This window comes from Oligella sp. HMSC09E12 (assembly GCF_001808505.1).
Lineage (GTDB): Bacteria > Pseudomonadota > Gammaproteobacteria > Burkholderiales > Burkholderiaceae_B > Oligella > Oligella urethralis.
Map to the genome: position 1 here is coordinate 62,076 of NZ_KV793568.1, position 13,184 is coordinate 75,259.

General features: G+C 46.3%; 8 protein-coding genes and 1 tRNA gene. 3 read left to right on the forward strand and 6 right to left on the reverse strand.

The genetic code is table 11. The annotated features are described in order from the left end of the window. On the forward strand, positions 1–534 hold a 534-nt coding region (locus HMPREF3179_RS04465; RefSeq protein WP_141743442.1), incomplete at its 5' end, for a site-specific integrase. Between the two features lie 36 nt (positions 535–570). Here the strand turns inward: HMPREF3179_RS04465 and HMPREF3179_RS04470 are convergent. The 4 genes from HMPREF3179_RS04470 to HMPREF3179_RS04485 form a co-directional block, all read right to left on the reverse strand. Further along, a tRNA-Lys gene (locus tag HMPREF3179_RS04470) sits at positions 571–646 on the reverse strand. A gap of 142 nt (positions 647–788) precedes the next feature. Beyond that, a complete protein-coding gene (locus HMPREF3179_RS04475) occupies positions 789–1,715 on the reverse strand; it encodes a DMT family transporter (protein ID WP_070469849.1) in 927 nt (308 codons plus the stop codon). A 13-nt stretch (positions 1,716–1,728) separates the two neighbouring features. Beyond that, positions 1,729–3,966: a TIM-barrel domain-containing protein gene (locus HMPREF3179_RS04480; protein ID WP_070469850.1), complete on the reverse strand. Its 2,238-nt coding sequence runs from the start codon at positions 3,964–3,966 to the stop codon at positions 1,729–1,731. Positions 3,967–4,158: 192 nt separating this feature from the next. Next, positions 4,159–6,006, reverse strand: coding sequence for an FAD-dependent oxidoreductase (locus HMPREF3179_RS04485; protein ID WP_070469851.1), 1,848 nt, complete (start codon positions 6,004–6,006; stop codon positions 4,159–4,161). 163 nt (positions 6,007–6,169) lie between these two features. Here HMPREF3179_RS04485 and HMPREF3179_RS04490 point away from each other — a divergent pair, with 163 nt between their 5' ends. Next, complete coding sequence (locus HMPREF3179_RS04490) at positions 6,170–7,021, forward strand: inositol monophosphatase family protein (RefSeq protein ID WP_048768695.1); 852 nt, start codon at positions 6,170–6,172, stop codon at positions 7,019–7,021. A gap of 171 nt (positions 7,022–7,192) precedes the next feature. Continuing rightward, on the forward strand, positions 7,193–8,638 hold the full coding sequence (gene mgtE / locus HMPREF3179_RS04495; protein WP_036557406.1) for a magnesium transporter: 1,446 nt from the start codon (positions 7,193–7,195) through the stop codon (positions 8,636–8,638). 72 nt (positions 8,639–8,710) lie between these two features. On the opposite strand, the gene HMPREF3179_RS04500 is transcribed toward mgtE, so the two are convergent. Then, positions 8,711–11,854 carry a type I restriction endonuclease subunit R gene (locus HMPREF3179_RS04500; RefSeq protein WP_036557368.1) on the reverse strand — a complete coding sequence of 1,048 codons (3,144 nt, stop codon included), beginning with the start codon at positions 11,852–11,854 and terminating at the stop codon, positions 8,711–8,713. Between the two features lie 22 nt (positions 11,855–11,876). Continuing rightward, positions 11,877–13,118: a restriction endonuclease subunit S gene (locus HMPREF3179_RS04505; protein WP_070469852.1), complete on the reverse strand. Its 1,242-nt coding sequence runs from the start codon at positions 13,116–13,118 to the stop codon at positions 11,877–11,879. Positions 13,119–13,184: the final 66 nt, after the last annotated feature.

The window sequence follows — 13,184 nt, forward strand, 5'->3', positions numbered from 1 at the left end:
CAACAATTGAGTCAGCGCTGGATGAGAAATGCGGTAATTTTTGCTTTATCGACCGTCGCTCGTGCGAATGAAATATTATCGCTTGAGTGGTCACAGGTTGATTTAAACGAAAAGGTTGCCTGGTTAACTGCTGACAAGACTAAATCAGGAAAGGCTAGGCCCATTCCATTAAATGACGATGCTTGCGCTGTTTTAAAGTCGTGCCAAGGAGATGATCCCCGTTGGGTCTTTGTAAGAGATTCAACGGGTCAAAATCCCAAAACGATTAACTATAAGTCGTTCAATGCCGCCACAAAAGCAGTTGGGCTGGATGATTTTCATTTTCATGACTTAAGGCATACTTGGGCCTCTTGGCACGTCCAAGCCGGATCGCCTTTATTTGTCCTGAAGGAAATGGGCGGTTGTGAAACATTGGAAATGGTTAAAAAGTATGCTCACCTCAATGCTTCTCACCTGGCAGAATACTCATCTGTGCTCACCTTTTGGTCACCCCTTGATGATTTAAAGCCGCCAACCAAAGAAAAAGCCGCTTAAATAAGCGGCTAAGTCATTGATACTACTATAAATTTTTGGTGGGCTGGCCGGGACTCGAACCCGGGACCAACGGATTAAAAGTCCGCTGCTCTACCGACTGAGCTACCAGCCCCGAAAGATTTAAATTATGAATGATTATAGAAGCCCTGTCAACACCTAAATGCATTTATTTTTAAAAAGTCGCTTTTTTGTTAAAAAACCACAACAAATCACTATGGCATCAACAGCATCATGCAAACACAGGCTAATCTCACCTACTTGCCCTCAATCATGCCTTGCACAAGCTTTTTCACCCCTTGATTGTTACGCCATTCAACAATCGTCACCACAATACCACTCGCGCAAACAATCAAAATACCAAGCCAAGCCCAAGCATCTGGAAAATCTCCCCAAATCAATAGACCCAAAACTGCAGCGGAAAGAATTTGTAAATAATTAAAAGGGGCGAGCAAAGAAGCCGGCGCATGCTGATAGGCCTTAATCTGCAGTAGATGACCAAAGGTACCGCAGAAACCTATATTAAGCAGTAACAGCCATTGCCAAGGTGCAAAGTCACTTAAAACCGCCACCCCCTCATGCCATTTAAAGGGTATTAATATCAAGCCGCCTAGCAAACCAACCAGACCTGTCCATAACAGCGTTGTCATTGAGTGGTCAGCAGCAAGCTTGCGAGTACATAAAAACTGCACCGCAATGACACAAGCGCCGATTAAGGCATAAATCACGCCCACGGGATGCAAGCCAGCACTGGGACGTACAATCACCATGACCCCGGCAAAGCCAACAAAGGCTGCCAACCAGCGATACCAGCGCGAGGGCTCACCCAAAAACCATGGTGCAATACATAACACCAGTAAGGGCGCCAAAAAGAAAATCGCCGTGGTCTCTGCCTGTGGCAGATAAGACAAGGCCATAAAAATCGTTAAGATAGCGAATAAAGAGGTACTGCCGCGAATAATTTGCATCGCATAGTGATGACTACGAAAAACCCTTGTCCCCATCTTGGGCAAAGTGATGGCCAACACCAACACAACGTGCACAGCGTAGCGCACGAACATCACTACAAAGAGCGGCAAGCCCATCTGCATTACCCACTTGCCGCTTGCCTCCTGTGTCGATAAGGCCCAAGTCGAAACAACCAGCAGCACAATGGCGAGCAACGGCCGATAAGCTGAACTCATTAAAGCACTCCTACTAACGCACTGGAGAAATTCGGACCTCGGCACCTCGACGCTTTACTTCCAGCTCATCCGTGTGCAGAATCTTTAAGCCCTCTAGCCCCTTAATGTAGCTAGAGCCCTGCATTTGCATCACGCGGATTTTATTGCGCATAACCACTGGATTATGAATAGGCATACCAAATAACCAGATTTCATCCAGTAGACGTGCTGAATTCATCTCGCCCAAATGCGCAATCGTCGGCCCCACAGCCAACATATGACCCTCGCGACCAAAGGCTGGAATCGTCTCTAAGCCACAACTGTACTCTAAGGTCTGTCCACCCTCATAGCGCTCACCGGTGTTTAAATCCCACCAAGCTTCGCCAGCCGGTAAATACACCAGGGTGGTACCCGTATCATCAAGAATCGGTGCCACTAGCACCGCAGGACCAAATAAAAACTGATGGTCAAAAGCTGCGGCCGTGGTGTCCTTTGGAAAGGCTAAAGGCATGGAGCTTTGCACCGGTTGACCACCACGTACACCCTCTTCGATAATACCCAAGACATAGGGAATTAAGCGATAGCGCAGACCAAGCCATTGCTTAGCCAGGCTTTGCGTTGCTTCATCGTAATAAATTGGTAATTGCTCCACCTCTGCGTGAAAAGCAAAGTTAGCACTAAAGGTTGACAGTGCTAAATAGCGCAAATAGAGCTCAGGCGACATTGCTTCATCACCAGCACGCCCAATCACGTGTGACACAAAGGGCACACTGCTATTTTGTGCACTAATTAAACTGCGATAAAGCTGATTTAAACCCGCCCATGAATTTTCAAAAGGCGCCAATTCTAGATAGGGTCTGCGCTGAGCGGCAATCGTCAGTTGATCATGCACTACCACACCCTCTGGCGGCGTGCTAGTGGCAGAAATACCATCGTATAGTGCTTGCTCCATCAAGGTAGGGAATAGCGTACGGAGCAGCGCCCCCTCTTCATTATGACGACCACAAGCCTCATCCGGCAGCGTGAAAACGGAGGTAGCCGTTTTTAAAGACTGCCCATGCTCTAATAATTGCTGATGCCGATCACGCCAGAAATGATAGGCGTCCTTATACGTGAGATCTAATAAACCATAATCCTGCTGGCCCGTATGCTTAGAGCCGCTGAAACGTAATGCATCACCCTCAGCGTCCATAATCATCCAGCCCCGATCCTGCAGTTCATCAAATAGATGTGTGCCCACTGGTATCGCTGGAAAAGTTGGTAGCACCGCATGCCAATGGTCCTCTTTGAGCGCATCAAAAAAGCCACGTGTATTATCACCCAAACGATCCGTATTCCAATCGAGATTTAACCTATCACTATCAATTCGCAGCATCGACGGCCAAGCATACTCCAAAGTGTTAAGAGAAATATCATGCTCACGCAACTGCTTTGCAAATAGCAAAAACGCCTCATCTGGCTGCCCATCCAACTGCTTTAAACCAACGCCCATGGCATCTAAGGGTGGCTGTCCAGCACGCCCCGTCAAGGTCGTGTATTGGTCAAAAATCGCTAACGGTTCACCAGCAAATAAAAACAAATCAAAGCATTGATTATCCGTACGCAACTGATAGCTCGTGGCATCATCTTTTGTGCCTACACTATGCACGGAACGATCCAAGCCATTAAGATATAGCCCCCAACCCGCTGTGCTCCAAGCGAGAGGTGAAAAATTGAAAACCGCCTGATCAGAGACAAACTCCTCTGAGCGTCGATTAAAACTCTGCGCTGTCATGCCTAGGCCATAGACAGCCTGCTCTGCCGGCAAATCCAACAGTAAGGCCCACGAACCATCAAACACAAAGGGCTCAGCATAATTGTGCGCGCTTTGAAGTAAAACCTCTGCCTCAGCAAAGGCTGCCACCGCTTCCTGCTCAGTGCTAAAGTCCTCATTAACAGCATCATCTAGCTGAGGTCTTTTTAGTAGTTGCAAAGAAAAAGGCTGCGTTTTCAATGACAAAGCATAATCACGCTGTGCAAAGAGCCAACCATCCTCCTGCGCAACTACTAGCAACTCGGCCACTTGATCATAAGGAACGACTGAGAGCTCAGCGCGGGTTTTAAGACGCTCGTTAGACTCAACTAGATTAAGGGCTTTTAAAGAACCACAACAAATTCTAAATACACCAGGGGCTTGTGCCACGATACGCAATACATAGTCTTTGTAATCCGTCGTAAATTCGGCAGTATGAGTTTCTTTTGTTGTTAGGGCTAATTTATCAAATTGAATCACGCAATTCTCTTTTATTGATTTAAGTAATTTGCGGACTTGGCGCTGCTAATTGTCCACTGATAGTCTTCTATTATGGCTTTTTTTTCCAAATTTTTAAACCGAATTTGATTTTTACCGCTAAATAGGATTAAAATAGCGCCCCATTTTTATATGACATTTAAAAAAACGATCATATAAAAAGCAGACTTCACACTACCTTAGGCCTATCGCTTTATACAGTTCTTTTTCGAGGGGTATCGGCTCACCGTCCAAGGCGGCACCGATCAGGTCACCAGCAAAGCAACTCCACGTTAAACCATGCGAACCATAGGCTACCGCCAGCCACAAGCCCTTGGCATAGTCCAATTCACAAATCACCGGCAGCCGCCCCTGCACCACCGCTCTACCACCCGACCACCCTGCTTCAGGTTGCGCTGACAGCTCAAGCTCACTTAGGTCTACAGGGATTTTTGCTTTAATCACTGCTTGTCCCTCATGACTTAAGCCCGGATCACGCAACCCATGCCTATAGGTACTGCCTAAAACACATAAACCATCGGCCGTCGCTGGTAAAAAATAGCCCTGACCACCCAAGCCTACGTGTGGCACCTGTTTTAAACGCGTGGCTGCCACATGCATCACCTCGCCCCCCATCCAGTGTAAAGTGGAGGTGATTTTTGGCATCGCTGCTTTTAATTCACCGCTCGCATTAGCACGCTGCAACAACTGACTTTTATCTAAAATCGCCAAACAATCAGCAGCATTAGCTAAAACCACCTGCTCAAACTCACCCAAGGCTTGCTCTGCTTCGTCATAAAGCGTCCACACACCCGCTGCGGCACACTTTTTTACAGAAACAACGCGTGCACTACACTGCCTTAAGTCAAAGCTTTTATAAATATGCCGCAGCAAGTTTTCAGGACTGATAATGCGCGCCTGCGACCAAAAAACACCCTCTTCGGCCAAATCAAAACCCAACAAAGCCGATACTTCCGCCGGTGCTAAACGCCGCACCCATGCCTCGGGAAAGCCCAAACTCTCCACCGCCAAGCTAATATCCTTGCCATAGCCCTTATCCCGATTTATCTCCACATTACCGCGACGAGATAAAATCACCTCATCTGGAAAATCTCGCCAGTGATGTAAAGCTCGCAATAAAGCATTACGACTTAAACGAGATTTATGATTATCATCCACGGAAATAAAAGGCGTCATAGCCGCAGCGATATGATGTCGATGCTTAGCTGCATTCGACTCGGCAAAGCCCGGATCAAATACCGTCACCTCCCAACCGCGTTGCTGCATCACCATCGCAATACCGGCCCCCGCAATCCCGCCACCGACGATCGCCATGCGCCGCTGCTGATTCAAAGTGGGCGGCTGCCCTTGCAAATGCGCTCGACGGCCTCTAGCCCCCACTAGCTGCATACCAGCTTTTCGAGCCGCCTCTTTAAAATCCTCCCGCGCAAGCAACTCAGGACGCATCACAAAAAAACAATCCGCTGCCGCATAGCGTAATACCCACGGCCATTGCCTTTGCTGCCCGCTCTCATCACGCACAAAAACATCAATGGAGCAAAGCCATTGTTGTTGCATAAAGGCCGGCTCAGCTAGCCCTAGCGTCACGCTATAGCTACCATCCTCCGCATCCAAGCGATGCACGCCCGGCAAAGCTAAAGGCCAGTGTTGACGCAAACAGGCAAATACGGCATCTAGTGCCTTGGAATGAAGACCGCTTTGTTGATAAAACTGCTCTAGCTGTTGCCAATCCGCTGCGGCTAAATACACATTATCACTGCATAAAATATGCCTTTTACAGTTGCTCGCTTGCGCCAACAGTAAGGGTAGTAATACGATAGCGCGCTCCCCCTCTAGCATGATTTGCATCGCAGCCCGGTGCCGCAGCGCGCCTTCAATCTCCGGCCATTGTGTATCAATCCGTGCCTGCCATTGGTGCAGCCAAGCCTCTTCTACACGCACATTCTGCAGCTCGCTAGCGATGCTCAAGGCCGATTCATGGACCGTCAGACTCGCCGGAAATAAGTGAAATTCTTTACGCATAAAGGATTAGGATAAGGGATAAGGGAAATAATATAAATCTTTAAAAAAGCCGTAATAGCCTTGTAGTATACTTATGGTTTGTTCTGCTAGCGGCGCAGCGTATCTGCACCAAAGTCTATTTAAAACAGTCTACGCCCTTTTGACAGGTTGGGGAAACATCGTCATGCAAGATTTTAAAGTGGATTTTTACCATGCGCTTGAAACAGCTACAAGCGCAGCTAAGGAAGCGGCTTCTATTCTGAACATTTATGCTCAGGATCATAGCAAATTATCAATTTCCTACAAATCCCGCAACGATCTAGTCTCCCAAGCCGATAAAGATGCCGAACAAGCAATATTACAAGTGGTGCGCGAGCGCACACCAGAAATTGCCATTGTGGCTGAAGAGAGCGGCACCTCAGCTAATCTAGATGAGTCCCAATATACTTGGTTTATCGACCCCTTAGATGGCACCACCAATTTTCTTCACGGGATACCGCATTATGCGGTTTCAATTGGTTTAGTGGCACGCGCTGGCACGGTACTTATTCCTAATACACCGCCACTTGAGGTTAACACACCCATTCTCGGTGTGGTTTATGACCCTAATCGTCAGGAGATGTTCAGTGCCATTTATCAGGATGGTTGCTTTTTAAATGGTCAGCGCATCTATACCTCCCAAGCCAAACACCTGGAAGATGCCCTCTTAGCGACCGGTGTGCCTTTTAGAGATTTTTCCTTTGAAGCGCCTTACATGAGAGGCTTTAAGGAAGCAATGCACCATACCCGTGGCATTAGACGTTTGGGTTCAGCCGCCTTAGATTTGGCCTGGGTTGCCTGTGGGCGCTTTGATGGTTATTGGGAAATGGGATTGGCCCCTTACGATGTGTGTGCCGGCACCATCCTAGTACGTGAGGCGGGCGGTACGGTCAGTGATATTTATGAAAAAGAGCCTTGGCCCCAAAGCGGTAATATCATCGCTTCTACCAAATCGATTGAAGAGGACTTTGGCAATCTGATTAGACAGCAGCTCTAAGACCAATGCGCGCCCACACCACCGATATTTATAAAGGTTATTGTATTAATGACGAAGCATACAGACAACAATAAAAATACCTTAGAGCAAGTACCCGGCATGCCAACCGAGGAGCTTGAACACACTGCGAGCGATAATCACGGTGCCCAAAGTGAGCCGGTTGAAGCAGTGATGATCAACGTGCCCAAGCAACTTGACAGCGAGCACCAGCAACAAATCATTGAACAAATTAAGGAGCTCTTAAAAAAGCAAGCCTTAGTTGAAAATGTTTTATCGCAACAGGAGGGTTCCTCCGATCGTGCGGAACTCGTACAAACGGTCTTAAAGCGTAAGCATGAGGCCGAATTAGGCGATTTGGTTAATCACCTTCACCCTGCCGATATTGCTTTTATTCTTGAATCCCTACCGTCTGAGGATCGTATCAAGATCTGGAATGCGGCTCATGCCGATCATGACGGGGATATTCTATTAGAGGTTGATGACTGGGTCCGTGAAGAATTGATTGCGGAAATGGACCAGGATGATATTCTGGCCGCAACCGAAGACTTAGATGCCGACGAGCTTGCCGACTTGATTCCTGACTTACCGCCGGAGGTGGTGGTAGAGCTTCAAAAAAGCATGAGCGATGAAGAGCGTGAGCAATTGCGCTCCGCCCTTGGTTACCCTGAAGGTACCGTGGGTGCCATCATGGACTTTGAGGTTGTACGTGTGCGCGAGGATGTGACCTTAGAGGTTGTACTTCGTTATCTGCGCATGCTGGGTGAATTACCCGAGCATACTGACCAACTATTTGTGGTCGATAGAAATAACAAACTCAAGGGGGTCTTATCCTTAAGTAGCTTATTGGTCAATGACTCGGAAAAATCAGTCACCGAGGTGATGCAAACGGATTATCTCTCACTTAAAGCTGAAGCCAAAGACAGTAAGGCGGCCTCTGCTTTCGAACGCTATGACTTAGTCTCTGCCCCAGTGATTGATGAGGAGCAAACCCTCATTGGTCGGGTAACGATTACCGACATTGTTGACGTGATTCGTGAGGACTCGAATGAGCATGCCTTATCACAAGCCGGTCTTCAGGAAGAGGATATTTTCGTACCCATTCGCCGAGCCATTCCTAACCGTGCTCCCTGGCTTTTAATTAACCTGATCACCGCTTCCATTGCGTCGGTGGTTGCCTCTCGCTTTGAGGGTACGGTCAGCCATATTGTGATTCTTGCCTTCCTAATGTCGATTGTGGCGGGGATTGGCGGTAACTCGGGCAACCAAACCATGACCATGGTGATTCGTGCACTGGCTGTAGGCCGCGTGAATCAGAAAAACGCTCGCACCCTGCTCCGTCGTGAGCTCTTCGTCACGTCCTGCGTGGGCTTAGGGGGTAGCTTAATTGCTGGCACCTTTGCCTGGATATTTTCCGGTTCCATCAAAATTGCCCTGGTGATGGCAGCCGCCATGGTACTCAATATGCAATTAGGGGCTACGCTAGGGGTACTGATTCCGATGATTCGTGATCGCTTTAATAAGGATCCTGCTTTGGGCTCATCGGTCCTACTCACCTTTGCGACCGACTCCTTAGGCTTCTTTATTTTCTTGGGCTTAGCGACTATTTTCTTAATGTAGTTGTTGGGTGTAGCGAGGGATGAGCTGCTAGCGGATGGTGGACGTCGTGCATGGGCACCACGTCCTCACTACTTACAAATCCCCACCCGCACCGTGATAGGTCTCCACAAGTTGCTGCACCTTGGTGTGGATGCGTGTCTTAGTGGCTAAATACAGAGGGTTTAAGGGGCTCATGCGTGGCATGACCTGGTTTAACTCAGTGCCACTTTCTGAGGCGTAGCCACGCCTGAGGGAGTTGAGGATATAGCGCTTAGCTGCGGGCTCATTTAAGTCTTCCTCTTGAATCAGCTCTCTAACATCACGCTTTTGTTCGGCTTGGGCAAAATGATAAAAAGCCTCAATAATATCTTCTTTTTCTGTGAGCCCATTTAGATCCACTTGCTCAATAAAATGCACTAACAGTGTCTCTTTGGCGCGCACACTAAAGTTCGCACTAATCAAGCGGCGTGCTTCCTCAATCACCGCCTGCTTATCTTGATGCTGCTGATTATGTGCTAGCAGTAGACCGAGGATATAGTCAAGATCAATCTCTTGCGATTTTAATAAATCCACCTCAAAGACGACCTCATCCCAATCGACTTCGCCCTCCCCAGACAGCTCACCCTCTTTTTGTCTGGCAAACCACTGACGAATATCGTTATACGTCGAAAGATAATCCTGAACCTCACGCTCACTTGGCAAACTAACTGTCACCGACTGAATACGCGCAAAGCTCTCTTCGCTGAGAAAATGCTCCTCCCTAAATTGTGCGACCGCATCAGGATTATCGACATCAATGGTTTGCCAATCTTTAAGTGCAACGAACTCATCGTAATTGCGTAAGATATTCTCAATACGTAAATAGCTACCAAAGAGCTCGACAAAGCGCTTTTTTTCCTTTTCTAAAATGATATTCGTCGGTTCTGGAAACTGCGCCGTCAACTGCTTAATCACCTCGGCTAAGCCAGGACTGGAATCCCCTGTGAGCGGATCCTCAAAGCCAAACATATACTCATCAAAACTACGTTCAAGCACAATATTTTTGGCATTTTTATCACCAAATAACACCAAGGCATCAATGGTATTTTGCTCCAAGTCGCGGAAGGTGACGATATTACCAAAGGCCTTGGTGCTGTTGTAAATACGATTGGTACGTGAAAAGGCTTGAATAAGGCCATGGTAGCGTAAATTTTTATCAACAAATAGCGTATTTAAAGTAGGGGCATCAAAACCCGTCAGAAACATACCAACCACGATTAAAAGGTCGATATCACGCTCTCTGACCCGCTTAGCCACGTCCTTATAGTAATCCTCAAAGCTCCGTCCGTCGATGCTATAGTTAGTCTTGAATTGCGCATTATAGTCAGCAATCACATCACTTAAAAACTCTTTATCACTGCTTTGTAAGCGAGTCATGTTAAAGCCCTCGTCAGGCAGTTGACCCACAGCTTCAAGGTCTTCATTTGCAGCGTAGGAGTAGATGGTAGCCACTGTTAATGGGTTTTCAACGCCCTCTTGTTGGCGCTTAAACTCTTCATAATACAACCTAGCAGCGTCCACACTCGCTACGGCAAACATGGCGTTAAACCCCTGCTGCCCTAGCTTTTGGCGAGCTGTTTTATGACGGTAATTAGCGAGAATATATTCGGTAATTTCCTTAATGCGTAAAGGGTGCAAAAAGGCGGCATTACTCTCATGGGCACTTAGCTTTTGCTCATCTTGCTCCCTCTCAATCGCCTTGAATTGCGGCCTCACATCGTTATAGTCAATATTAAATCGCAACACCTTCTGATCATTAATCGCATCGGTGATGACATAGGTATGTAAGCATTCACCAAATACTTTCGCCGTGGTGTTGTGATTATCCAAGGCATTACCGCGACGGATTAAGGCACCCTGTTCATCACGCTGATCGCCAAAAATCGGTGTACCTGTAAAACCAAACTGATAGAACTTTTTAAATTTGCGCTTAATATTACGCTGCGCCTCACCGAACTGACTACGATGACACTCATCAAAGATAAAGACTACCTGTTGCTCATAGATCGCTAATTTCTCGTCATCCTTAAGCAGATTATTCAGCTTTTGAATGGTGGTTACGATGATTTTATCGTTAAGTTTCTGAATATTTTTCTTTAGTTGTGCGGTATTACGCGAGCCATCCACACTATCAGGCGCAAAGCTTTGATACTCCTTCATCGTCTGGTAATCGAGGTCTTTACGATCCACCACAAAGAAGACCTTATCAATAAAGTCTAACTGTGTGGCTAAGCGTGCGGCCTTAAAACTGGTTAATGTTTTACCTGAGCCAGTGGTATGCCAAATGTAGCCACCACTCTCAGGCTTAGACCAGTTCTTGGCATGATAGGCACTTTGAATTTTCCATAAAATACGCTCGGTTGCCGCAATTTGATACGGGCGCATCACTAATAGCGTCTGTGTGCTATCAAAAACAGCGTAGCGTAGCAACACATTAAGTAAGGTGTTTTTCTGAAAAAAGCTTGCGGTAAAATGCTGTAGATCTTTAATCGCCTGATTATTGGCAAGCGCCCACTCAATGGTGAAGTCGTAACTATTTTTATTACGCTTCGTGGTGTTTGCAAAATAGCGAGTATAGGTGCCATTGCTGATCACAAACAGCTGCAAATATTTATAGAGTGAGTTCTCACTATTGAAGCTCTCCAAACTATAGCGATGCACCTGATTAAACGCCTGCTGAATTGCTACGCCACGACGCTTTAGCTCAATTTGCACCATCGGCAAACCATTGACAAGAATCGTCACATCGTAGCGATTTAGGCGCGTTCCTTGTTGCTCAAACTGCTTAATAACTTGCAGCTTGTTGCGGGAAATATTATCTTTATCAAAGAGATAAATATTGGCTCGACGCCCATCATCAAAACTAAAGTCATGGATATGGTCATGATGCACCTTTGCGGACTTCTCAAGATGCCCCTCACTCGGTTTATCCAAATACTCCGTGACAAAGCGTTGCCATTCATTATCGTTAAAAGTGAGCTGATTCAAGCTTTGTAACTGTAGGCGCACATTAGCCAACATATCTTCATACGTTTTGATATTAGCCAAGTACTCATAACCTTGTTGCTGTAGGTCTTTGATCAGCTGACTTTCTAATTGTGCTTCAGACTGATAACTACCATCGATGCTGTAGGATCGCTCAAGCTTACTTAGGATAATAAAATTATTCGATTCTGCAATGGCCTGATGACTTGTCATTAACTTTCCTCAAGGTGTGGCACTAGGCCTCTTCTAGTTTATTGAAGCTTAAAAGGATATTACGATAATATTCGTATTGTTTTTGACGTAATTCAATTTCACGGGGTAAGCCCTCTGTGATTGAGGTTGTCAGGGTATCGAATTTATCGAGAATGGCGACGATGCGTTCTTGTTCGGCGAGGGGTGGGACTGGGATTTCGAACTCCTTAACCTTGGCATCCGAAATAGCTGGATACGCCGAGCCACTCTGATTTTGCTCGACATAGTCATTAAATCTACTCGTACCAATGCAATAATAAATCCATTTGGGCAATACCACTTCTTCTTTTGCCCTTAATACACAATACCCTGTACTCGCAATTTGGCCATCGTACTCTTCACTAATTAGAGTGTATCTCCTTAGCGTTGGGCGTGTTGTTGCAAAGATAACGTCATTAAGCTCGACTATTCTTTGAGCTCTACTAGGCGAAGTCTCTGCAGATATCTCTTCTGCTGCAGTAATTTTTTTGTTTCCACGATCCACGGAACTCAGATCGATATATTGATAAGTTTCACCTGTTTCTGCCCAGCGGATATTTCTCGTCGTCGAAGTCACTTCTTTTAGAGCTTTCCACTCAAAACCAACGCTATTCAACTCTTCCTCGCTTAGCAACAAATCACGGTAATACTCATACTGCTTCTCACGTGCTGTAAGCTCCGCTGTAAGCTCCGCTGTAAGCTCCGTAAAATTGTCCAGAATCTGGACAATTTTAGATTGGATTTTCAACGATCTTGCAGGATCGTATGGACATGGGATTGGTACCGTAATTTTAGATAAGTCTTTACTGGATATACGACGCACTTTAGCTCCAGTAATATATCTATTTTTTTGTTGTTGGAAGCTATCAGTCATAAACACATAGGCAAGATATTTTACATTTTGTTTATGCCTAAACAACATCATATCACCAGAGATAACCACATCTCCCCCAAGCCAAGCTAATGGTTTAGCCAAGTCTGTATCATTTTCAGATGTGGTTGCGATCAAAAGATCATTGGTTCGTGCTTTTCTTAACTTGACAGCCAAACCTTCATCAACAAAGGAGTACGCACCTTTTGCAGATATTTCATAAAGAGTATATATCTGACCATAATGTATTGCAGGATGCCCCTCCTCAACTAAGTCCTTCTTTTGCAACCCATTACCTCTAATAAACTCCCCTAGCTCACCCAAAGGCAGCCACTCAACCTCAGCACCATCCAACAAATTTTCTAAAAAACTCATTTCCCTTATCTTTTCCTATGCACTCTCAATTTCTGCCACGATTGCGCCCGTTTCAGCGCGCAAAAG